The organism is Paenibacillus sp. S-38, from assembly GCF_049942825.1.
GTDB lineage: Bacteria > Bacillota > Bacilli > Paenibacillales > NBRC-103111 > Paenibacillus_G.
In genome coordinates, this window is record NZ_CP187970.1 from 3520661 (window position 1) to 3544657 (window position 23997).

The following is a 23997-nucleotide window of genomic DNA, read 5'->3' on the forward strand; positions in this document are numbered from 1 at the left end:
GGCTTTGTACACTAGAATGGAGGTTTATCATGAACAAAGAAACCCCGGCGGGCATTTTGCATGAGGACCCCACCCCTTCCATGAAGTATTGGACAAGTCTCGGGCTCGATGAAGTGGAACGAAACGGCCTGAGCTTCGATTCCTTCGACAGATCAGCATTTCGGCAGGAGCGTATCGCTTATCCTCTGCCGGCTGAGCTTACCGGGAACGTCACAACCATTACCAAAAACAACGATATGCTGCTGTATGTCGTCTTCCTGTCTGCACTCTCGATCGGACTCATGAAGTATACGGGGCGCGAGGAGCGGATTATCGGGATTCCGGCGTATGCGCCCGGCGGGCAGAAAAGCCGTGCGGTGCCGAACAAGGTGCTGCCGCTCAAAACCGGCGTATCCGGTGAATGGAGCGTCAAGCAGCTGCTCAAAGACATACAGCAAAAAACGCTGGATGCGTACGAGCATCAGTATGTGGATGTGGAGGCCCATCTTCAGCAGGCGAACGTGTGCGGGTCCCTGCAGGAGCTGTTCCCGATCCGTGCAAGCCTCAATACCCTGCACAGCGCAAGCGATATCGAATACATAACGAATTCCAGCAGCAGCGAAATGACCCTGGCTTTGAATAAAGGGGAAGACGGCTCGCTCGAAGCCGTGTTCGTGTATAACGCGGGATGGTTTCAGCGGGAGACGATCGAACGGTTCGCCGGCGCCTTCTTCGAAGTGCTCGGGCAAATGCTGGCGCAGCCGAACCAAGTCATTGCGGGGATCTCGATCGCATCGGAGCGTGAGCGGTCCCAAATTCTGAACGAGTTTAACCGTACCGACTGGGCCTATGCGGAGAGCCAGCTGACCTTGCCGGAGCTGTTCACGGCACAAGCTATGAGGTCGCCGGACAGGACGGCCGTATGGTTCCAGGACAAGCCGTACACGTTCCGGGACATCGAAGAACAGTCCAATGCGCTGGCCAGGCTGCTCCAAGCCCAGGGCGTGAAGCCGGAGTCGGTTGTCGGCATTCTGCTGGAGCGTTCGGTGGAGCTGATCGTCGGCATACTGGGTATCCTGAAGTCGGGAGCCGCTTACCTGCCGCTGGATCCGGGCCATCCGAAGGCCAGGAAGGAATACATTCTTCAGGAAGCGGGAGTGAAGCTGCTGCTTTCGATTCCCGCGCTTGCCGCCGAATTGGACTACGCCGGCGAGCTGCTGGATGCCGCCGATTCCAGGCTGTTTGCAGGGGATACCGCTCCTGTTGAGCCTTCAGCCGGGCTTCACGACCTGGCCTACGTCATCTATACTTCGGGAACCACGGGCAATCCCAAAGGCGTCATGGTCGAGCACCGCACGTTAAGCCTGACACTCCTTTGGGAGGGTCAGGAATACGGTTATGGCGAGCGTCATCTTTCGCTGCCCATTATCAACCATGCGTTTGACGGGTTTATCACGTCGATCTTCGCACCGCTCATCTCAGGAAGCGGCGTGATTCTGGTCAGCGGCGAGGAGATGACGAAGCCGGATGCCATCAGCGAATATGTGAAGCGGCTTCCGGTCACCCACTACATCAGCGTGCCTTCCATCTATCTGACCTTGATCGAGTTTTTGGAGGCGGAGGATGTCAGCGACCTGCAGATCGCGACCTTCGTAGGGGAAGAACTGCCGCTGAAAGCCATCGAGTATACCCGTCAGCTCAATCCGCAGACCGAGATTGTGAACCGGTACGGACCGTCGGAGAATACGGTAGATACGACGATCATGAGAGGGGTTGGCGTGGGGCAGCGACCGGGCGGAAGCGTTCCGATCGGAAGGCCCGTGGCGAACACGAAAGTATTCATTGTGGACCGGCATCATGCGCTCGTCCCGGTCGGCGTACCGGGGGAGCTGTGCATCGGCGGTGAGCGGCTGGCCCGCGGCTATCTGAACAGGGACGACCTGACGGCCCGCAGCTTCATCCCGAGTCCCTTTGAGCCGGGCGGGATGATCTACAAAACCGGCGATTTGGCCAAGTGGCTGCCGGACGGTACGATTGAATTTCTCGGCAGAAGCGACAATCAGGTGAAAATCAGAGGAGTCCGTATTGAGCTCAAGGAGATTGAGAACCGGCTGCTGGGCCACCCGGAGCTTAAAGAAGCCGTCGTTCTGGTCAAGATGAGCCCGCAGAAAGAGCCGTATCTTACGGCCTATCTCGTAGGGACCCCGCAGGCGGATCCGGCCGCAGTCAAAGCTTATTTGAAGGAGCATCTGCCCGCCTATATGGTGCCTGCTTATTTTATCCCCTTGGACCGCATGCCGCTGACCACGAACGGCAAGATCGACCGGCGGGCCCTGCCGGAGCCGGACTTCGAGCGTGCGGGAGCAGGCTTCTACCAAGCCCCGCAGACCGGGACCGAGCAGCGTCTGGCTCAGCTCTGGAGCGAAGTGCTGGGAGCGGAGCGCGTCGGTGTTCACGACAACTTCTTCGATCTCGGCGGCCATTCGCTCAAGGCCACCTCGCTGCTCAGCAAGCTTCACAAACAGATGAAGGTCAAGCTGACGCTGAAGGAGTTGTTCGGGCATCCGACCCTTCGGGAGATGGCCGGCTTGATCGATACGGGGGCGGAAGGGGCATCCAGCCCCTATGACCAGATCGAACCTTGCCCACCGCAGGAATGGTACGAGACCTCCACCTCCCAGAAACGGATGTATCTCATCCAGCAGCTCGAGAAGGGAACCGCGTACAATATGCCGCTGATCTGCGAAGTGGAGGGAGTGTTCGACAGGCAGCGCATGGAGGCCGTGTTCCGGGGGCTGATCGACCGACACGAGTCGCTCCGCACCTCCTTTGAGGACCGGGACGGCGTGATCCTGCAGCAGGTTCATCCCGAGGGCATCCCATTCCGGCTTGCACTAAGGCAGGCGGACGGTGAAGATCCCGCTTCGCTGATGCAGTCCTTCGTACGGCCCTTCGATCTGTCCAAGGCGCCGCTGTTTCGGGCAGAGTTGGCCGAAACCGGCGGGCGGACCTATCTCATGACCGACATGCATCATATCGTCAGTGACGGGGTGTCGGCTCAGCTGCTCATGCGGGAGTTCGCTGAGCTGTACCGCGGCGGCGAGCCGGAGCCTCTGCGCATCCAGTACAAGGATTATGCCGCCTGGCAGAGCCGCTTGCTCCAATCGGAAGCGATGAGCCGGCAGGAGGCCTATTGGAAGGGACGGTTCGAGGGCGAGATTCCGGTCTTGACCCTGCCGTATGACCGCATACGTCCCGTCATGCAGAGCTTCGCAGGCGGACGGGTCGGGTTCTCGCTGGATGAATCCGAGGCGGACCTTGTCCGGAGCATTGCGCGGGAGACGGGGAGCACGACCCAGATGGTGCTGCTGTCGGCTTATTATATCCTGCTGGCGAAATACAGCGGCCAGGAAGACATCGTCATCGGCACCGCAGCCGCGGGCAGACCGCATGCGGATCTGCAGAACATTGTGGGGATGTTCGTCCATACGCTGGCGCTGCGCAATCAGGCTGCAGGGGCGAAGCGGTATTCCGAATTTTTGGCGGAAGTGAAGCGGCATGCGCTGGAAGCTTACGAGAATGACGGCTACCCGTTCGAATCGCTGGTCGATGCCATTCAGGTGGAGCGCGATCCGGGCCGCAATCCGCTGTTCGACGTGATGTTCAATATGAGCCATGACGAAGAGGAGTCCGAGGAGGTCCTGGAGGGCTTCCGGCTGAACCAGGTGAAGCGCGAGAGCGGTCTGTCGAAGTTTGATCTGACGCTTCATGCCAGCGAGAACAAGCGCACCATCGAATGCGGACTGGAGTACAGCCGGGCATTATTCGAGGCGGACACCGTGGAGAGAATGGCCCTCCACTACAAGCACATCATCAGGCAGATCGGCGGGAACCGGGAGACGCTGCTTGCCGACATCGACCTCATCACCGAGGAAGAGAAACGCGAGATCCTGGAGCAGTTGAACGACACACGTACGGAATACCCGCGCGACTTGACGATTCATGCGCTCTTTGAGGAGCAGGTTCGGAGAACGCCGGAGCGGACAGCCGCCGTGTACGACGGCAGGAGCGTTACTTACCGCGAGCTGAACGCCAGGGCTAACCGGCTGGCGCGCGTGCTGAGAAGCGAGGGGGTCCGGGCGGATACCGTCGTGGCGATCATGGTCGAACGTTCGATCGAGATGCTGATCGGTGTTCTCGGCATTCTGAAAGCCGGCGGGGCTTATCTGCCGATCGATCCGGATTATCCGAATGAGCGGATTGAATATATGCTGAACGACTGCGAAGCGGGCATACTGCTGACTTCCGGAGGGGCAAGCCAACGATTTGCGTTTGCGGGCATCACATTCGATATCGCAGCCGTGTCGGAGGGAGCAAGCTTGGAGGAGCCTGATCCGGATACCGGTACGCAGGTCTCGCATTTGGCTTACGTCGTGTATTCGTCCGGCAGTACCGGGCAGCCGAAGGGGATCCTCGCAGAGCACCGTAACGTGGTACGCCTGGTGAAGAACACCAACTATGTCGAGTTCCGCGAGGACGACCGCATCCTGCCTACCGGGGCGCTGGTCTTCGACGCCGCGACATTCGAGATCTGGGGCGCGCTGCTGAACGGGCTGACGCTGGTTCTGGTTCCGCAGGACACGATCCTGTCGGCGGACAAGCTTGGACGGGCGCTGGAGGACAACCGGATCACCATTCTGTGGCTGTCCGCAGCTCTGTTCAACCAGCTGGCTCAGGAGAAGCCGGAGATGTTCCGGCCCGTGCGCTTTATGCTCGTGGGCGGCGAAGCCCTGTCTCCGAAGCATATCAATCTGGTGAGAAGAGCCTGTCCGGATCTGCAGATTTCCAACGGGTATGGTCCTACGGAGAACACCACATTCTCAACGAGCTACCCCATCCAAAGGGACTTTAGTACGAATATTCCCATCGGCAGGCCGATCAGCAATACAACGGCTTATGTCGTAGGGAAGAGGGGAGAACTGCTGCCCAAAGGCATATTCGGAGAGCTGGTACTGGGAGGGGACGGCATAACCCGGGGGTATTTGAATCTTCCTGAGCAGACGGCGGATAAATTCGTGCCGAGCCCGTTCGTCCCCGGGGAGCGGCTGTACCGGAGCGGCGATGTGGTCAGGTGGCTGGCGGACGGTAATATCGAGTATAAGGGCCGAGCGGATACCCAGGTGAAAATTCGCGGCTTCCGCATTGAGCTCGAAGAAATCCGCCACAGGCTGACCGGGCATCCGTCGGTCAAAGAGGCGTTCGTCACGGTTCGGGAAACCGAAGAACAGGGCAAGGTTTTATGTGCTTACCTCACGACGGAAGGCGGTTTCGAGCGAGCCGCCGTGCGGTCGTATCTCAAGGAAAGCTTGCCGGACTACATGGTCCCTTCCTATATGAAGGTGCTGGACCAGCTGCCGCTGACGACCAACGGCAAAGTGGACCAACGGGCGCTGCCCGGCATTTCGCCGGAAGAGCTTGCGGAAGGCACTTACGAAGCGCCGCGGAACGCTGCGGAAGAGAAGCTCGTTGAGATTTGGCAGGACGTGCTCGGTGTGCGGAGGATCGGAATCGAGGATCATTTCTTCGATCTTGGGGGACATTCGCTGAAAGCGATGGCAGCGATCGGCCTAATTCACAAGGAGCTTCATAAAGCGGTTCCTCTGCGGACGTTCTTTGAATGCCCGACGATTAAAAGCCTGAGCGGGTACTTGGAGCAAGCTGCTGCCGGGGTGCATGAAGGCATTCCCAAAGCCGAAGCCAAGCCGGTGTATCCGGCGTCCTCCGCACAGAAGAGGATGTATACCCTGCAGCAGCTTGAACAAGAGAGCACGGCCTATAACATTCCCGCCGTATTCCGATTGAGCGGTACGATCGACAAGGCGAAGATCGAGCGCACGCTGCAGGGGCTGGTGAAGCGGCATGACGCGTTCCGCACCTCCTTTGAGACAAGGGATGGAGAAGTCGTGCAGATCGTGCACCCGGACATCGCTTTCCATGTGCAGGTTAGCGAAGGAGCGGGGAGCGCGGATGACCTTGCGAGTGCGATCCACCGGTTTATCCGGATATTCGATTTGGCCCAAGCACCTTTGTTCCGGGCGGAACTGGCTCGCGTCGGTGATGCGACGTATCTGCTGCTCGATATGCACCACATTATCTCCGACGGCGTATCCATGGGGATTCTGGCGGAGGAGTTTGCCGGGCTGTACAGGGGAGAAATGCTGGATCCGCTGCGGATTCAATATCCGGATTACTCCGAATGGCAGAATGGGGGCCTTCGTTCGGAGCATATGAATGAGCAGAGGAAGTATTGGGTCAGCCTGTTCCAGGACGAGCTGCCCGTGCTCAATATGCCGTATGATTACGAGCGGCCTGCCGTGCAGAGCTTTGAAGGCAGCACGCTGCGCCTGTCCCTCGGCGAGGCCGGAACGGAGCGGCTGCGGTCGCTCGCCAAACAGACGGGAAGCACGCTGAACATGGTGCTGCTCTCGGCCCTGTATATTCTGCTGGCCAAGTACAGCGAGCAGGAGGATATCATTGTCGGTACGCCGGTGGCGGGCCGGAACCACCCGGATCTCGCCGGGGTCGTAGGGATGTTCGTCAATACGCTGGCGCTAAGGGCACGACCTGCCGCCGCCAAAACGTATGCCGAGTTTCTGCGCGAAGTCAAAGAACATTCCCTGAAGGCGTACGAGTACCAAAGCTATCCGCTCGAGGAACTGCTTGAGCAGATTAACGTCGTCCGGGACATCAGCCGCAATCCGCTGTTCGATGTCATGTTCGCTTTGAACACGGAAGAAGGGCTGGCTTCCGGGGAAACGGCGGCAGGACAGGACGGACTTGTTCTGGACCCCGTTCGATTCGACAGCAGCATCTCCAAGTTTGACCTGAGCGTGAATGTGCTGGAGAGACCGGGCTCGCTGGAGATCAGCTTCGAATACAGTACCCGGCTGTTCCGGGAAGAGACGGTCCGCCGGCTGGGCAGCCACTATCTCCAGCTCGCTGCCGACCTTCCGAATCTGCTGGAGGAGAGTCTTGCCGACATCGAGATGATCACACCGCAGGAACGGGTAACGCTGCTGGAGGAATTCGCGGGCGTCGGCGTGGGGGAAGGCTATGCCCCTGAGGAGACGTTCCATCCGCATGTGGAAGAGCAGGCCATCCGGACACCGGATGAAACGGCTGTCGTGTACATGGAAGAGCGGCTGACGTACCGGGAGCTGAACGGGCAGGCCAACCGGCTGGCGCGTAAGCTGCGGGAAGCCGGGATCGGCCGCGAATCGGTCGTCGGCATTCTGGCGGACCGATCCGTCCATCTGCTCGTGGCCGTCCTCGCCGTGTGGAAAGCCGGCGGCGCGTATGTTCCGCTGGACCCGGACTATCCGTCCGACCGCATCAGCTATATGCTGCGGGACAGCGGCGCTGCCGTGCTGCTTACCGAGAGGAGCCTCACCGGCGGTCCGCTGGCGGATGCGCTGGGAGAGAGCCCGGCCCTTCGCACGGTGCTCTGTCTGGATGATGCGGCATCTTATGCGGAGGATGCTTCGAATCTGCCGCTGATAAACGAGCCGGGAGACTTGGCCTACATCATCTACACCTCGGGAACGACAGGACTGCCCAAGGGGGTGATGATCGAACACCGCGCACTCGTGAACACGGCCGCCGCTTACCGCCGCGATTACCGGCTGGACCGAATCCCGGTCCGGCTGCTGCAGCTGGCCAGCTTCTCCTTCGACGTATTCGTCGGGGATATCGCCCGGACGCTGTATAACGGCGGGATGATGGTCATCTGCCCGAAGGACGACCGCATCGATCCGGCGCGGATGTACGGCTGGATTCGTGAATACCAGCTTACCGTGTTCGAATCGACGCCGGCGCTGATCGTCCCGTTCCTGCACTACCTGGCCGACAACGGGCTCGAGCTGAGCTCCATGGAGCTGCTGATTACCAGCTCCGACAGCTGCAGCGTAGCGGACTACCGCTTCATGCAGGAGCGGTTCGGCTCACGGTTCCGGCTGATCAACGCCTATGGCGTGACCGAAGCCGCGATTGATTCCGGCTATTACGACGAGCCGCTGTGCAATCTCCCGGAAGCCGGCAATGTTCCGATCGGCAGGCCTTGGCTTAACGCCCGGTTCTATATTCTGGATGCCCGGCTGCGGCCGGTACCCGTCGGTGTGCCCGGGGAACTGTGCATAGGCGGTGCCGGGGTCGCACGGGGGTACCTGAACCGGCTCGAGCTTACGGAGGAGAAGTTCGTTGCGAATCCGTACGTGCCGGGCGAGAGGCTGTACCGGACGGGCGATTTGGCGCGCTGGATGCCGGACGGCAATGTGGATTTTATCGGGCGGATTGACAATCAGGTCAAGATCCGCGGGTACCGGATCGAACTCGGCGAGATCGAGGCGCGATTGCTCGGCCTCCCGGGTATCCAGGAAGCGGTCGTCATCGGCCGGAAGGACGCTGCGGGGCAGATGCAGCTATGCGCTTACTTTACTGCGGAGCATTCCCTGCCGGCGAGCGAGCTCAGAAGACAGCTGGCGCAGGACCTGCCCGGGTACATGATCCCATCCTTCTTCGTGCAGCTGGAGAAGATGCCCCTCACGCCTAACGGGAAGCTGGACCGCAAGGCCCTGCCTGCTCCGGACGGCAAACTCCACCTCGGTGCGGAATATATCCGTCCGCGGACCCCGCTGGAGGAGAAGCTCGCCGGGATCTGGCAGGAGGTGCTGGGAGTAGAGAAGGTCGGAGTCAGCGACCATTTCTTCGAGCTGGGAGGACACTCCCTGAAGGCGGCTCAGCTTGTGAATCGAGTGCACAAAGAGCTGAACGTCGAGCTTCCGCTGCGCGAGGTGTTCCGCTGCCCGACCGTCGAAGACATGGCGGAGGCCATTGCAGGAATGGAGAAGGTGGCGTATGCGAATATTCCGGCTGCGGCTCCAAGCGCCTATTATCCGGTCTCGTCGGCGCAAAAACGTCTGTACATCCTGCAGCAGCTGGAAGGCGCGGAGATCAGTTACAACATGACAGGCGTGCTCGTGCTGGACGGAGAGCTGGACCGGACCCGGTTCGAGGAAGCATTCCGCAAGCTGATCGCCCGGCATGAAGCGCTGCGCACCGGCTTTGAGCTGGTGGAAGGCGAACTTGTTCAGCTGATCGAGCCGGAGGTGAAGTTCGCTGTGGAATTCATGCAGGCGGACGAGGAAGAAGCGCATGACATCGTACGCCGCTTTGTCCGCAAGTTTGAACTGACGCAGCCGCCCCTGCTTCGCGTAGGATTGATCGAGCTGTCGAAGCAGCGGCATCTTCTGATGCTGGATCTGCATCACATCATCTCCGACGGGGTGTCGATGGACATTCTGACCGAAGAGTTCGGGCGCTTGTATTTCGGTGAGGGGCTCCCTCCGCTGTCCATTCAATATAAAGATTATGCCGTTTGGCAGCAGTCGGCGGAGCAGCAAGCGCTGGCGGCCGGCCATGAAGCGTACTGGCTGCAGCAGTTCCAAGGGGAGCTGCCCGTACTGCAAATGCCGACGGACTATGACCGTCCTGCTGTGCGAAGGTTTGAAGGCAGCACCTATTCTTTCCATATGGATGCGCAGCTTGGCGGGAAGCTGAAACGGCTGGCCGCGGACAACGGAGCGACCCTGTATATGGTACTGTTTGCGGCGTACGCCATCCTTCTTCATAAATACACCGGGCAGGAGGACCTGATCGTCGGAACGCCGGTTGCCGGCAGAACCCACCCGGACGTGCAGCCGCTGGTCGGGATGTTCGTCAACACGCTTGCCATCCGCAGCTATCCGGCGAGAACCAAGAGCTTCCGGTCGTATCTGCAGGAAGTGAGGGAAGCGACACTGGGGGCTTATGAGCATCAAAGCTATCCGTTCGAGGAGCTGGTTGAGAAGCTGCAGGTGTCCCGGGATTTGAGCCGCAATCCGTTGTTTGACGTGATGTTTGTCCTGCAGAACACGGAGAACAGGGCACTGGAGCTGGAAGGACTGCAGCTTGCCGCCTATCCGAACCAAAACACGGTGGCCCGCTTTGACTTGACCCTGGATGTAACGGAGAGCAGCGAAGGGCTGGCCTGCCGGATCGAATATGCTGCAGCGCTGTATGCGAAGGAAACCATCGAACGCTTTGCGGTGCACTTCAGACAGCTGCTTACGGCCATTGCTGGCGGACAGGATACGCCGATTGCCGCGCTGGGCATCCTGACGTCTGCGGAGCAGAAGCAGCTGTACCGGGAATTCAACGATACCGCCGCGGACTATGAGTCCGGCAAAACGATTCATGAGCTTATCGAGGAGCAGGCGGAGCGGACGCCGGATGGCACGGCTGTCGTGTGCGAAGGCCGGCGGCTGACGTATAGTGAGCTGAACCAACGCGCCAACCGGCTCGCACGCAGGCTGAGAGCGCTCGGGGTACAGCCGGACCAGCCGGTCGGATTGATGCTGGAGCGTTCCCTGGAGATGGTCGTCGGGCTGCTCGCGGTCTTGAAGGCCGGAGGCGCCTACGTGCCGATCGATCCGAAATACCCGGAGGAGCGGATCCGTTATATGCTGGAGGATTCCGGCACGGGGCTTCTGCTGCTGCAGAGCCGTTTGCAGGAACGAATCGATTTTACAGGCACGGTGGTGCCGGTCGATGACGAATCCCTGTACGCCGGTGAAGACAGCTCCAACCTTCCGCCGGTGCCCGGCCCAAGCCATCTCGCTTACATCATCTATACGTCAGGGACAACAGGCAGACCCAAAGGGGTGATGCTGGAGCACCGCGGGTTATGCAGCTTGAAGCGGGTGTTCGCCGAGGTCCTGCGCATGACGCAAGAGGACCGTGTCGTTCAGTTCGCCAGTCTGTCCTTTGATGCGGCCACGTGGGAAGTGTGCCAAGCCTTATTCTTTGGCGCAGCCCTGTATATTCCGTCCAAGGAAACGCTTCTCGACTATCCGGCTTTCGAGCGGTTCATGAACGAGCATGCCATCACCACGGCTACCCTGCCGCCGGCCTATGCCGCTTATTTGAAACCGGAGCGGCTGCCGGGCATGACCAAGCTGATTACTGCCGGCTCCGCCTCCTCCATGGAGCTGGTCCGCCAGTGGCAGAGCCGGGTCCGCTATTTCAACGCCTACGGCCCGACCGAGGATTCCATCTGCACGACGGTCTGGGAGGCTTCGGCGGGAGTCAGCGGGCTGAAGTCCGTGCCGATCGGCCGTCCGATCGCCAATCACCGGATTTACATGGTCGACGCGGACCTGCAGCCTCAGCCGGTCGGGGTGGTCGGCGAACTGTGCATCGCGGGGGAAGGCCTGGCGCGGGGGTATTGGAACCGGCCGGACCTCACGGCTGAGAAGTTCGTCATGAGCCCGTTCCTGCCCGGCGAACGGATGTACCGCAGCGGCGACCTGGCCAGGTGGCTTCCGGACGGCAGCATCGAGTATGTAGGCCGGGCGGACCATCAGGTGAAGATCCGCGGCTTCCGGATCGAGCTCGATGAAATTGAGCGCAGGCTGGCCGGCCATCCGGCCATTACCGAGGCGGCCGTGATAGCCAAAGAAAACGGGCGTCGGGGCAAATATCTGTCCGCTTATGTCACGGTCAGCGGTGTCTTCGACAAGGCCGGCATCATCGCCTATCTGAAGGAAAGCCTGCCGGACTACATGGTGCCGGCTCACTTGAAAGCACTCGATGGTCTTCCGCTGACGCCGAACGGCAAGGTGGACAAGCGGGCCTTGGCGAATCTTCCGGCGGACGAGCTGGAGGGCAGAGTATATGAAGCGCCGGGGAACCCGACGGAAGCCCGGCTGGCTGCGATCTGGGAAGAGGTGCTGGGGATCCCGGGCATCGGGATCCAGGATCATTTCTTCGAAGCGGGCGGCAGCTCACTGAGCCTTGTGAAGTTATCGTCGATGATCAAGGATGAGTTCCATGTCAGTCTGCCGCTAACCAGCCTGTACAAATATCCGACGATCAAGCTTCTCTCGCCGTTCCTCCTGCATGAAGAGCTGAGAAGCAGGCTGGAGGAAGACGGTCTGGCCTTATTGAACGAGAAACGGGATGTGCATCTCTTTGCCTTTCCTCCGATTGCGGGACTCGGCATCGTGTACAGCGAGTTGGCCCGGAGTCTCGATTCGCATTCCTTCTACTCGTTTGATTTTATCGAAAGCGAGGACCGCATCGAGCGGTATGTGAAGCTGATCACGGATGTGCAGCCGGAAGGGCCGTACGTGCTGTTCGGTTATTCGGCGGGAGGCAATCTGGCGTTCGAAGTGGCGGTGGAATTGAACCGGCGGGGCCTGGAGGTCTCGGATGTGATCATGCTGGACAGCGGCAAATTCGACAGCACGGCCGTCCAAATCCAGGACGGCGATCAGCGCCGCCTGCACGACGAGCTGATGGAAGAGGCCGCGGCCCACCCGTATTACAAAGCGCTGCTGGACAACGAGTCCTTCCGCTTGAAGCTGGTGGAGCGCATCCGCATTTATTCCGACTATCTGAACAGCATGAGCAATGAAGAGGTCGTACGGGCCCGTATCCATCTGGTCGAATCCGAGAAGCAAGGGGAGGCTCCGAACAGCACGAATGCCACAGCTGTCCCACTGGATTGGAGCTATTTTACGACCAAGGGCTACAAGCGTTATTCCGGTTTTGGAACGCATGGGGAAATGATTGCGGGGGCGAACCTACTCTCCAATGCGGCCGTGCTTCGGGAGATTTTGAAACAAACGAGCAAAATCGAAGTTTTTTAAATTTTTTAATATCAAAGTATCGTATAAAGTGAAGGCCTCAGCTTGAGCGGTAACAAAATAAATGATCCAATAAGGATGAGCGTCCGCAGGGAGATTCCCACGGCGCTCATCCTTTTTGGATATGTAAGAATGTGTATCTCACCAGGGTTCGATCCGTATCCCCCGAAGTTTGAAGATCGCTCCATAGCATGGTACTATTTTTATATAAAACTAGATATTGAGGAAGAGGTTGGAAAATGGATGTACAACGTACTCATCATCGAAGATGACAAGGATATGGCGGAAGCGATGCGGAAGCTGCTTGTCAATTGGGGGTATCAAGCCAGTGTCATCTGCGAAGAGTTCGAACAGATCTGGAAGCCGTTCGAAGCGGCCGAGCCTCATATCGTGCTGCTCGACATTAACATCCCTGCATTCGACGGGTTCTACTGGTGCCGCAAAATCAGAGAAGTGTCCAGCGTTCCGATCGTGTTTGTTTCCTCCCGTGACAGCTCAATGGATATCGTCATGGCAATGAACAGCGGGGGGGACGATTATATCCAGAAGCCGTTTGACGCGCATGTTCTCGTGGCGAAGCTGCAGGCCATCATTCGGCGCACGTATGAATACAGGACGGCGGAGACGCAGCTCATCGAATGCAGTCAGGTCATTCTGAACTTGAACGATACCAAGCTGTATTACGGGGAAGAGAGCCTGGAGCTTACGAAGAACGAGTTCCGGATGCTGCGTACGCTGATGGAGAACCGAGGCCGGGTCGTCACGCGGGAAAGCTTGATGAAGCAGCTCTGGAATGATGACCTGTACGTAAACGAGAACACGCTCACGGTGAACATGAACCGTTTAAGGAAAAGGCTCGAAGAGATCGGGGTCGGAGATTGGATACAAACGAAAAAAGGAATGGGATACCTGATTCCATGAGACTGCGCGATTATGTAAAGATGAACAAGCTGTGGCTCACCGGCAATCTGATGCTGCTGCTTCTGATGAACGGAGTGCTGTTCAGCAGCCCGGCGCTCGCTCAGGAGACGGCGGACCTCGTGTATATGGACGTGCTGATCCTATCGGCACAGCTTGGCCTGTTCGGTTACGGCTATATCCGGCAAAGAAGGGCTTATGCCGCATTCCTGGACCATTTCGGGCCGCAGCGTAAGGGAAGGGGAACCGTGCCTGCCGGTGATATCTATTTCGACACGATGACGAGGCTGCTGGGGGATCACAAGCAGCAGTACCGGATCGCGGAGGAAAGCTATAAGAGAAGCATGAACGATACCCAGGAGTACATGACCCAGTGGGCGCACGACATCAAAGTGAATCTGGCCGTGTGCGATTTGCTGCTCGGCGAGGTAGAGAACGGCCATGAGCTTCGCGCCCAGGTTGAGCAGATCAAGTTCCGGATCAATCAGGTGCTTCAAATGACAAGAGCGAACCATTACCGGGAAGATATGACGGCGGAGGAGGTTGACATCCGTCAGGAACTGAGGCGTGCCATTAAAGAAAACTCCCTGTTCTTCATTCATAAAAATATCGAGATTGAGACGGACCTGAAGCCATTTGCGGTCATCAGCGACAAAAAATGGGTATTTGATATCTTCTGTCAAATTCTCAACAACTGCAGCAAATATACGGCTCCGGGCGGCCGGTTGATCATCACCGCCCAAGAGACGGATCGCACTTATGCTGTGCGCATTCGGGATAACGGAATCGGGATTCCGCGCGAGGATCTGCCCCGGATTTTTGATAAAGGCTTTACCGGCAAGAACGGCAGACTTGGGACGAAATCCACCGGAATGGGGCTGTATTACGCGAAGAAAATGGCCGACCGCCTGCGCATTGGACTCAATGCTTCAAGCGAAGAAGGGGTGTATACGGAGTTTACGGTCACCTTCTATAAGCTGTCCGACGATTACACCGTCGCTGTTTCCGCTTATTCCACGCCTCCGGGCCTCCTGGCCCCCAGTGACCCTGAAGAGAAATGACCGGCCCAATCCCCCGGTGCTTCGATTCAACGGAAATCCCGGGGGGGGTACCAAGCTTGCGGAGACGGGTATGATCTGGTAAGCTAAGGATGTGTTGTAATTGATCAATCACTAATTAGAGCGACGCATCAGGATGCATCTTTGATTCACTATCACTATCATCACTTTCGAAAAGAGGGATTGACTATGGCCCGGGAATCCGGAAGAACGGCTGAGGGGGAGGCGGCGTCCGTCAGCCGCAGGGAGGAGATCCTTGAAGCGGCCGTGTGCGTCTTCGCACAGTGGGGCTACTATAAGGCGACCACCGCTCATGTTGCGGAGAAGGCGGGGATCTCGCAGCCCTATGTGTTCAAGTTTTTCAAAACGAAGGAAGAGCTCTTCACGGCGGCGCTGCAGCAGGCCTTCGGCCGGATCCGGCGTGTATTCGACGGGGTGCAGGCCCCGCGGGAAGCGCTGCTCGGGGAGATGATCGCGGCCTACGAAGGGTTGATGACGACGCATCATCAGGAGATTGTGCTGCAGGTCCACGGCCAGACGATTCCCGAGGAAGGCATCCGCGAGACGATGCGGACCGGCCTGAGGGAAGTGTGGGCGCAGGTGGAGAACAAGTTCCGTGAAGCGGGGCTGCCCGATCCCGAAGTGCTCACGAGCACGTTCATGGCGAACGGGATGCTCTGTCATGTGTCCGCCGTGCTGGGGATGCCGGAGATCAAGCCGGTGCATAAGGCTGGAACCCAGTAATGACAGCTGAGATCACCTGAGTGCAGGGTCGTTAGAAGGATTTGCACCAGCCGGTAGACAGCCTGGAGCTGGTACGCACTGTCGGATGTACAGATGACTGTGCTTGTGGTAAAATATTCCATAATTAGTTTGACTCGCCCGCGGTCCAGTAAGTTGGGGCAGCTCGGAAGGGAGGCTGGTGATGGAATCATGAGAAACATGGTCTTCAATCTCGTCAGTACCTTTCTGATGGGGGTCGGAACGATTTACTTATTCGGCAGATTCATCAACTTCACCGTTCCGCTGCTGTCCGTTGGGATCGTACTGGCCGGCTATCTTCTGGTGTTCCTGGTGAAACGGTGGAGCTCCCATCGGTAAAGGGCTGCGGCTATTTACCGAAGCTGTACTATAACGTGAAAAGAAAAAGGCATAAAAATGGCGGAGTCCCCCTCAGGAGACTCCGCTTTTTCCTGCAGCTTCTTGCTGCAGCTTAAATCCGCCACCTTGCCCGATATCTTTCGGTGCTTAAGTCTGCCGTACAAAGTCGCCCTCGACGCCTGCGATCAGCGGGGAAGGCTCGCCGCCGTAGAGGAGCTTCAGCTCATGCAGCGCCCGGGTGCAGCCCACGTAGAGCAGCTTCGCATCCTGCGGAGTGGCCGCGTAGTGGAGCGGGTCGACATCCGTGAGGAGCACGGAGTCGAATTCGAGGCCTTTGGCCATGTAGACGGGCACGATCGAGACGCCGCCCTCGTACTGCTGCTGGCCGGGCACGATCAGGTTCACGCCGCTGCAGCCGCCGGCCTCCAGGGCACGGTGCAGCTCGCGGCACCGCTCTTCGGTGCGGGCGAGCACGGCCAGCGTCCCGGCTCCTTCGCGGGAGCGGTGGGCTTCGATGGCCGCAGCGAGCTTTGCGGGCAGCTCGGCTTCCTGCGTGTGCAGCAGCTCCACCGGCTCGCCGCTGCGGAACACCGGGACGGCCAGGGAGGCCGGGGAGGCGATACCGCGCTTCAGCACCTCATTGGCGAAGTAGATGATCTCCATCGTCGAGCGGTAGCTGCGGTTCAGCGAATAGTAGGCGCGGTTCTCTTCCGGAAATAGCGACAGGAGCTCCTGCCAATCATGCACACCCTGGTAGGCGTGGATGCCCTGGGACAGATCGCCGAGGATCGAGAAAGACCCGTTCTTCGTATGCAGCGACAGCAGCGCAATCTGGAACGGCGAGAAATCCTGCGCTTCGTCGATCACCGTATGGTCGAACCTCAGGTCGCCATGTATGCCGTAGAACCGCTGGCGGATATACATAAGCGCCGGGAGGTCCTCCGGCTGTACTTTTTTCTTCTTGGCGAGCTTGAAGGTCTCCGTCCGCAGGCTTTCCGGCAGGAAAGCCTGCGGCGCATCGTCACCCCCAGCCGCATAAGCGGGAGGTGTATCGTCGAACAGCTCCTTATAAAAGCTGAACGGGGTATAGTCCTTCCACTGCTTGCCGAACTCGCGCAGCTTGGCGGAGGAGCGCTTCTTGTAATCCTTCTTGAGGTGGACCTCCCACACCTTCTCAAGCTCCATCTCGGTCCAGCGCTTGATCCGCGCCAGCACGCGCTCCCGCCGTTTCATCAGCGGCTCGTGCTTGTTCTCCACTTCGTACCATGTCTTGATCTGCCGGCGGGGCAGCCGGGCACCTTCCCATGGGGTGAAGTCGGCCTGCGGCACCGCCGATGCTTCATACGCGTCCAGCTGCCGGTCCAGCCACTGCATATAGCGGATGGAGCCCTTGAACCGGCCGGGAGCGTTCTCGTCGATCACGGGGCGGTTCTTCCCGGCGCCGAACCAGTAGCGCAGCCGCTCCGCCGGATCGGCCAGGGCAACCTCCTGATCCAGAAGGTCGAGCGCCCAGTCGGCGAAGGTCGTCTGCTGGATATGCCCGACGCCGAGCTCCGGCAGCACGCCCGAGATATAATCGAGGAACATGCGGCTCGGGGCGAAAATAATCATTTTCTCCGCCTTGACCTGGTCCCTGTAATGGTAGAGAAGGTAGGCGAGACGGTGCAGGGCCACGGTCGTCTTCCCGCTTCCGGCCACACCCTGGATGACGAGCGCATGGTTCTTGCCCGCCCGGATGATCGCATCCTGCTCAGCCTGGATCGTGGATACGATGTCGCGCAGCTTGTTGTCCTTGTTCTCGCCAAGCCGGTAGAGCAGGAACTCGTCCGTGACGGCCGGATCGTCGCCTTCCCGGTCGAACGTATCGACGACCCGCTGCAGGATCTGCTTGCGGATGACGAGGTTGCGCTTGAGGTAGACGAGCCCTTCGATCGTGCCGTCCGGCGATTCGTACTGTGCGCTCTCGGTGCCTCCCGTGAAGGAATAGAAGAGGCTGGCGACCGGCGCCCGCCAGTCGACGACGAGCAGCTCGGGAGAGTCCGCTTTTTCCACACCGAATTTGCCTATGTACAAGGGCTGCGGCGCCTCCTTGCCGGCTTCCTGAAAATCCAGCCGTCCGAAGTAAGGCTCGGGCCCGGCCTGGGTGAGACTGCGCCGCTTGTTGTCGCGGATGGACTCCAGCACCTGCTCGGTCAAGTCGGGACCTGTGTATACAGGGATACCCTGCAGGTAGTTGAGCTGCTCCTCCATCTCATGGATCGTGCTCTCGAGGCGTTCAAGTTCTTCGCTGTAAGCTTGCTGCAGACCGGATTCCAAGTCGTGTCACCCTCCGTTCGAATGTGCTCGGATTATGTTTTCGTCTCGTTCTGAATACGTTTCCTTGTTTTGACAGGAGTAATACTATAGCATATGGCCCTATCGGCTGCAACTGCTTTTCGGCGCGGGATGCAGCATGGATTACAGAACACGAAAACTTCGGGGAGGCCGTCTGGACACGGGGGCTCCGCCCCTCTATGATGGAAAAAAGAGGATCGGCGGCAGGCCCGGACCTTAGAGAGACCGAAGGAGAGGAAGAGTCGAGATGGAACAGCGCGAAGCGAGAAAAACGGATGGGGGAGGCGGGCTCGATGAGACCGACCTTCATATCCTCCGGCTGCTGCAGGGGAACAGCCGGCTGCAGTGGAAGGAGATCGGCCGCGAGGTGCATCTGACCGGTCAGGCGGTCGGGGGCCGCATCCGGCGGATGGAGGACCTCGGAGTCATCCGCGGATACACCGTAAGGACCGACCCGGATCGCACGGGAAGAGCGGTCACGGCGCTGGTGACCGTGTTCCTGAAGTCGGCGTCCCACCACGGCCGGTTCCGTGAATTCGTCACCTCGGAGGAGCAGATCACCGAAGCCCACCGGATCTCCGGGGAGGGCTGCTATCAGTTCAAAGCGCAGACAGCCACACAGGAAGAACTGAATGATCTGCTCGACCGGCTGCTCGAGTACGGCAATTACCGGGTGCAGCTCTCACTCGGCGCGATCAAGTGAAAGAACCGTCCTGGGGCACAGGACGGTTCTTAAAGCCGTTCATCGCCTTGTGGTGAGCGCGGCGATAAGGCCGAAGGGCCAGGCACGGGCCAGAGGCCGGAGGGACAAGGCTGAAGGGCCGGGCAAGGGGGCCAGAGGCCGGAGGGACAAGGCCGAAGGCCATGCACGGGGGCCAGAGGCCGTAGGGACAAGGCCGAAGGCCATGCACGGGGGCCAGAGGCCGTAGGGACAAGGCCGAAGGGAAAGGCACGTGGCCAAGGCCGGAGGGACAAAGCCGAAGGGCCAGGGCCGGCAGGACAAGGCCGAAGGGAAAGGCACGTGGCCGAGGCCGGAGGGGCGGGCACGGGGCCAAGACTGTGACTAATCCGGAGTCTGGCCAGACCGAGCCGAGGCCAATCCATAGACGAGTCAGCGGCGAGCCGGGTACCATGCTCCGAGGCAGCCCCCAAGTAGAGTCAAGTCATGGCCAAGCCTTCACTTGGAAGTTTATTTGGCATTAGGAAGTCATCCGAAGGGAGAAATTCAAATAAGGGAACTCAGATGTCTTATTTGAATATTTCCCATCATTTCCCGGCATTTAGCGGAACTCAGATGCCTTATAGTCTCCTTTTTCATCGAAAAGCTGGCTCGGGCAACGAAATAGCGAACCTCAGTTCCTTTATTTGCAAAATGGCCCTATTGGCGGGGGATATAGCGCATTTCAGTTCCCTTATTTACTTTTTTAGTCCGGTAGGCCTGGCTGCTCATTGGGGAATGCCGCACATTGGGCGATAAGGCTCGACGGCCGGATCAGCGCGGAAATGGATGGTGCTCGAATTCCCCAGCAGGAGCGAACCTATATGGCGATAGCACCTTTGGCCATGTCTGCACGGAAACAGACGGTGCTGGAACTCCCTCTGCAGGAATGCACCTATATGGCGATGGCAGTTCCGGCTAGTTCGGCCCGGAAAAGGGACGCTGCGGAGGTTTCCACTGGAGTGGACATATGAAACCATCGCTCGCCTGGTCAGCAAATCTCTCCGTAACGTCCGGCCAGTTCAGCCGAAAATCGGCCTTACGAGTCCCACCGACCGGAGCGGACTACATGGACAATGGCACGTCCGGCCAGTTCGGCCGAAAACCGGCGATACAAGTCCCACCGACCGGAGCGGACCACATGGGACAATGGCACGCTCTGCTGGCTCCGCCCGGAATCCAGCGTTACGCGTCCCCCTTGTTGGAGCGGGTCCCCCATATGGCGGTATAGCTCAACCGTCCACCTCACAGGAAACGGACGCTGCGAAGCTCTCACGCCTCTGTGAACCTAAGCGTCGGACGCCGGATATACTCGGACGGTTCAATGCTGGCTGCCGCTGCTTCGTCCGGGGCATTTTACGCTTAGGGTGTACCACAGCTCAGGCCAGCCTTTTCAAGCGATATCGCTTCAATAGTTATCGCTTCAATAGTTATCGCTTCAATAGTTATCGCTTCAATAGTTATCTCTTCAATCGATATCTCAAATCTTACGTCATTCGCGCGATACCGACCGGAGCGGTTTGGCTGCTGCCAAGGCACGGGCCGGTGTTACCGCCGCTTGCGGATCTTCCACCATTCGACGGCAGATTGAAGGATAGAGGCAATGAGCAGCACGACGACCAGCGGCATACTGCTCACATGATCTCCTCCACGGCTTTCCGTCCATAAGTCGAGCATGACCATCAACAGCAGCAGCACCAGCAGGACATAGTAGCTGAACGCCGCACTCTCGGTTGCGATGGCTTTTCCCCGTTCCCGTTCTTCCTCCATAGACTTCCAAGCGAACGCATTCAAGAGTGTGGGAAGCACCAAGGAAAGAAGGAACAGTTCCATCGTACCGAGCGGTTGGCCTTCATACAGCTTCGTGATAGTCAAGCCGAGTATACAGAGCACGGCGGCGGAGGCAGCGGCGCGGCGGAACAGTTGAAGCGGTGAAGGCATACAGGAATCGTTCCTTTCCTCGGGTATCAACCGCAGATTGACTTTCACGTCTTAGCGGTATTTGCGGACGGTCCACCATTCGATGAGGGGCTGCAGTACCAGGGCAGCGCACAAGGCGGCGAACATCGGTACGTTATCGATGGTTCCGTCCTCCGGCCCCGTCCATTCTCCGACAAGGAACAGCAGAAGCAGCACCGCAAGCATCACATGGTAACTGAGCGAGGACTCTTGGCCGAAATGGAAACGCCCATCTCATCCCTTTCCTCCACGTGCGAGTTCCAGGCGAATACATGAAACAGGGGGATCAGCACGATGGGGAGTGAGATCAGGTCGCTTTCGGTCAGCGGTCTGCCTTGGAGCAGTTTCGCGGCGTTGAGGCCGAGAACAATGAGAACAGCGACAACTGCGACGGTTCGGCGGATCAGTGGAAGGGCGGGCCGCTTTAGCTTTCTTTGCATCATCGGATCATTTCCTTTCGAAGGGGCTGAACACTCGAAGCGTCTTATCTTTGACATCCGGAAGAGACCGGGCCGCCGGTCGTCGGCGAACGATGGCGATGAACGTTCACTCCATCTTATCTGAGTCATTCCTGGCTTCCATTGCTGCGTGATGTTTAACTTCATGATCGCTCGCTTCATCACCATCAGACTCAGGAGCCGCCGCCAAGGAACAATTCGTCAACCGTCACCCCCAGGACGCGGGCAAGCTGAAAAGCGAGGGAGAGACTCGGATCGTATTTGTTGTTCTCGATGGCATTGATGGTCTGGCGGGACACCGCACAGGCTTTGGCGAGATCGTCCTGCGACAGGCCGTGGGCTTTGCGGCGGTCTTTGATGTCGTTTTTCATGGTGGAACTCCCTCAAGGTTGTCAAATATGTTTGACACTATTGTAGAGTGCAGAAGTATTGTATGTCAAATAATTCCTGTTATAAGAATGGATTGGAAGGGATTTTGGCTGACATATCGTATTAAAAAGTGAAGGAGTATGGGGGCAGAGAGGAGTCGATTACCGATGAAGTTCGCCTCCGGAATGGAAGGAGCAGGAAACGGGGTAATATAGGAGGATGAGACCAAGCCAAGGAGAGTGACGAAGCAATGGAAGGGTTCAGAATCGAACGCGATACGATGGGCGAAATCAAGGTGCCGGCGGATAAGCTGTGGGGCGCGCAGACGCAGCGCAGCAGCGAGAACTTCCGGATCGGCACCGAGCGGATGCCGCTGGAGGTGGTGCATGCCTTCGCGATCCTCAAGAAGGCGGCGGCCCGGGCCAACGAGCGGCTCGGCAAGCTGGAGCCGGAGAAGGCCGAGGCGATCTCCGCAGCGGCGACGGAGATCATCCAGGGCAGGTGGGACAACGAGTTCCCGCTCGTCGTCTGGCAGACCGGCAGCGGCACGCAGTCCAATATGAACGCGAACGAGGTCATCGCCCACCTGGCCACCAAGCGGCTGGAGGAGAGCGGCAAGACGGTGCGCATCCACCCGAATGACGATGTGAACCGCTCGCAGAGCTCCAACGATACGTTCCCGACGGCGATGCATATCGCCGGGGTGCTTGCCGTGGAGAAGCGCCTGCTGCCGGCCCTTGCCGAGCTGCAGGGTACGCTGAAGGCGAAGATGGACGAGTTCAGCGACATTGTCAAAATCGGCCGGACGCATCTGCAGGACGCCACACCGCTGACTCTCGGCCAGGAGATCAGCGGCTGGTGGGCGATGCTCGAGAAGAGCGGCGCGATGATCCGCCGGAGTGTGGAGACGATGCGCGAGCTGGCGATCGGCGGGACGGCCGTCGGCACAGGGCTCAACGCCCATCCGAGGTTCGGGGAGACCGCGGCCGAGGAGATCTCGAAGGAAACGGGCATCCCGTTCGTGTCCTCGGACAACAAGTTCCACGGCCTGACGAGCCACGACCAGATCGTCTACACGCATGGAGCGATCAAGGCGCTCGCGGCGGATCTCATGAAGATCGCCAACGATGTAAGGTGGCTGGCCAGCGGTCCGCGCTGCGGCATCGGCGAGATCCGGATCCCGGAGAACGAGCCGGGAAGCTCGATCATGCCGGGCAAGGTGAACCCGACGCAGAGCGAAGCGCTCACGATGGTCGTCTGCCAGGTGATGGGCAACGACGCGGCGATCGGATTCGCCGCCTCTCAGGGGAACTTTGAGCTGAACGTGTTCAAGCCGGTGATCATTCACAATTTCCTGCAGTCCGTCCGGCTACTGGCCGACAGCATGGAGTCGTTCAACCGCAACTGTGCGGTAGGCATTGAGCCGGACCGTGCGGTCATCCAGCGCTATCTGGAACAGTCGCTGATGCTCGTGACGGCGCTTAATCCGCATATCGGGTACGAGAAGGCGGCTTCCATCGCGAAGACGGCCCACAAGGAGGGCCTAACCCTCAAGGAAGCGGCGATGCGCAGCGGTTATTTGACGGCGGAGCAGTTCGACAGCATCGTGCGGCCCGAGGATATGATTCATCCCTGGGAATCGTAGGCCCCCTTGCTCTATAAAATACACTTCCACACCGGAGTCCGATCAGCGGGGCTCCGGTTTTTTCTGTAGATAGGAATGCAGCAGTGTCACTTCACCTTGGAACCAGCCTGATTGACGCGTACCGTCCTTATCTGGAAAAGACGAAGCCGGTTATCTTTGGAGCGCTCTTTCGTATGTTTAGATGCTGCGAACATCCGGCCTTGGCCCCGGAATACAGCGTCCAGGGGTTGGAAGGGACTGGAGAAAGCCTGCGCAGGGTGTGTCCTCTGACCAACGGTAGGGCATAGGGCCCGGCAGAACGTCTCCGTTTTTCCCGGGACTTCGCGCAGGGAGTCTCTCTTACTTCCAGCCTACCTCCAGGCAGGATCAATTTACCAGGCGGGGGATGAGGCGAGGGTTTCCTCCCGGAAGCAGGGGGGGGTGCACCGTTTCCTGCGTCGTTAGCCTCTTTTAGGCTTCATGGGTATGGTTCTTTATGTTCTAAATAAACAAGGAGTTAATGCCTATTAAATAAGCTGTCAAGCATAAAAAACATAGTTCTAAAAGCACATGGAAACTCATCAAAATCCCGATAAGATATGGCTATCAAACGAGTTCGACGACAAAATTCGCCGAATCTCGATAAAGGCAAACCTGGTGAAAACCAGCGACGCAAAGCTACAGGGGCTACCGCGATAAGATCCGCTAAGCCAGCCAGCTACCGAAAGATGACGGG

At 58.7% G+C, this 23997-nt stretch carries 12 protein-coding genes and 1 riboswitch; of the genes, 7 read left to right on the forward strand and 5 right to left on the reverse strand.

Features of this window, described 5'->3' with window-relative positions; genetic code table 11:
* Positions 1 to 29 precede the first annotated feature (29 nt).
* The 5 genes from ACP26L_RS16185 (at position 30) to ACP26L_RS16205 (ending at position 15799) form a co-directional block, all read left to right on the forward strand.
* Positions 30 to 12725: an amino acid adenylation domain-containing protein gene (locus ACP26L_RS16185; protein WP_426454015.1), complete on the forward strand. Its 12696-nt coding sequence runs from the start codon at positions 30 to 32 to the stop codon at positions 12723 to 12725.
* A gap of 240 nt (positions 12726 to 12965) precedes the next feature.
* Entirely contained in the window at positions 12966 to 13643 is a 678-nt protein-coding gene (locus tag ACP26L_RS16190; protein WP_426454017.1) for a response regulator transcription factor, read from the forward strand.
* The gene (locus ACP26L_RS16195) at positions 13640 to 14701 is read left to right on the forward strand and encodes a sensor histidine kinase (protein ID WP_426454019.1); all 1062 of its coding nucleotides are present in this window, start codon (positions 13640 to 13642) and stop codon (positions 14699 to 14701) included. Before ACP26L_RS16190 ends, ACP26L_RS16195 begins: the two co-directional genes overlap by 4 nt.
* Before the next feature lie 186 nt (positions 14702 to 14887).
* The gene (locus ACP26L_RS16200) at positions 14888 to 15442 is read left to right on the forward strand and encodes a TetR/AcrR family transcriptional regulator (protein ID WP_426454021.1); all 555 of its coding nucleotides are present in this window, start codon (positions 14888 to 14890) and stop codon (positions 15440 to 15442) included.
* Between the two features lie 189 nt (positions 15443 to 15631).
* The gene (locus ACP26L_RS16205) at positions 15632 to 15799 is read left to right on the forward strand and encodes a hypothetical protein (protein WP_426454022.1); all 168 of its coding nucleotides are present in this window, start codon (positions 15632 to 15634) and stop codon (positions 15797 to 15799) included.
* A gap of 147 nt (positions 15800 to 15946) precedes the next feature.
* On the opposite strand, the gene ACP26L_RS16210 is transcribed toward ACP26L_RS16205, so the two are convergent.
* A complete protein-coding gene (locus tag ACP26L_RS16210) occupies positions 15947 to 18115 on the reverse strand; it encodes a HelD family protein (protein WP_426454024.1) in 2169 nt (722 codons plus the stop codon).
* A gap of 265 nt (positions 18116 to 18380) precedes the next feature.
* Here ACP26L_RS16210 and ACP26L_RS16215 point away from each other — a divergent pair, with 265 nt between their 5' ends.
* Positions 18381 to 18836 carry an Lrp/AsnC family transcriptional regulator gene (locus tag ACP26L_RS16215; protein ID WP_426454025.1) on the forward strand — a complete coding sequence of 152 codons (456 nt, stop codon included), beginning with the start codon at positions 18381 to 18383 and terminating at the stop codon, positions 18834 to 18836.
* Positions 18837 to 20399: 1563 nt separating this feature from the next.
* On the opposite strand, the gene ACP26L_RS16220 is transcribed toward ACP26L_RS16215, so the two are convergent.
* Genes ACP26L_RS16220 through ACP26L_RS16235 form a run of 4 tightly spaced genes read right to left on the reverse strand, consistent with a single transcriptional unit; the run spans position 20400 to position 21639 of the window.
* Positions 20400 to 20792 (reverse strand): hypothetical protein, encoded by a 393-nt coding sequence (locus tag ACP26L_RS16220; protein WP_426454027.1) that lies wholly within the window; start codon positions 20790 to 20792, stop codon positions 20400 to 20402.
* A 51-nt stretch (positions 20793 to 20843) separates the two neighbouring features.
* Positions 20844 to 20999 carry a hypothetical protein gene (locus ACP26L_RS16225; protein WP_426454029.1) on the reverse strand — a complete coding sequence of 52 codons (156 nt, stop codon included), beginning with the start codon at positions 20997 to 20999 and terminating at the stop codon, positions 20844 to 20846.
* A complete protein-coding gene (locus tag ACP26L_RS16230; RefSeq protein ID WP_426454031.1) occupies positions 20996 to 21430 on the reverse strand; it encodes a hypothetical protein in 435 nt (144 codons plus the stop codon). The genes ACP26L_RS16225 and ACP26L_RS16230 overlap by 4 nt, the downstream gene beginning before the upstream one ends.
* Positions 21431 to 21441: 11 nt before the next feature.
* A complete protein-coding gene (locus ACP26L_RS16235; protein ID WP_426454032.1) occupies positions 21442 to 21639 on the reverse strand; it encodes a helix-turn-helix transcriptional regulator in 198 nt (65 codons plus the stop codon).
* Between the two features lie 248 nt (positions 21640 to 21887).
* Between ACP26L_RS16235 and fumC the strand changes: the two genes are divergently transcribed.
* On the forward strand, positions 21888 to 23282 hold the full coding sequence (gene fumC, locus ACP26L_RS16240) for a class II fumarate hydratase (RefSeq protein WP_426454034.1): 1395 nt from the start codon (positions 21888 to 21890) through the stop codon (positions 23280 to 23282).
* Between the two features lie 616 nt (positions 23283 to 23898).
* Positions 23899 to 23987, forward strand: a riboswitch (cyclic di-GMP riboswitch).
* Positions 23988 to 23997: the final 10 nt, after the last annotated feature.

Coding starts and splice junctions, on each gene's coding strand:
- ACP26L_RS16185 (WP_426454015.1), top strand. CDS start 30: ATGAACAAAGAAACCCCGGCGGGCATTTTGCATGAGGACCCCACCCCT.
- ACP26L_RS16190 (WP_426454017.1), top strand. CDS start 12,966: ATGTACAACGTACTCATCATCGAAGATGACAAGGATATGGCGGAAGCG.
- ACP26L_RS16195 (WP_426454019.1), top strand. CDS start 13,640: ATGAGACTGCGCGATTATGTAAAGATGAACAAGCTGTGGCTCACCGGC.
- ACP26L_RS16200 (WP_426454021.1), top strand. CDS start 14,888: ATGGCCCGGGAATCCGGAAGAACGGCTGAGGGGGAGGCGGCGTCCGTC.
- ACP26L_RS16205 (WP_426454022.1), top strand. CDS start 15,632: ATGAGAAACATGGTCTTCAATCTCGTCAGTACCTTTCTGATGGGGGTC.
- ACP26L_RS16215 (WP_426454025.1), top strand. CDS start 18,381: ATGGAACAGCGCGAAGCGAGAAAAACGGATGGGGGAGGCGGGCTCGAT.
- ACP26L_RS16220 (WP_426454027.1), bottom strand. CDS start 20,792: ATGCCTTCACCGCTTCAACTGTTCCGCCGCGCCGCTGCCTCCGCCGCC.
- ACP26L_RS16230 (WP_426454031.1), bottom strand. CDS start 21,430: ATGAAGCGAGCGATCATGAAGTTAAACATCACGCAGCAATGGAAGCCA.
- ACP26L_RS16235 (WP_426454032.1), bottom strand. CDS start 21,639: ATGAAAAACGACATCAAAGACCGCCGCAAAGCCCACGGCCTGTCGCAG.
- fumC (WP_426454034.1), top strand. CDS start 21,888: ATGGAAGGGTTCAGAATCGAACGCGATACGATGGGCGAAATCAAGGTG.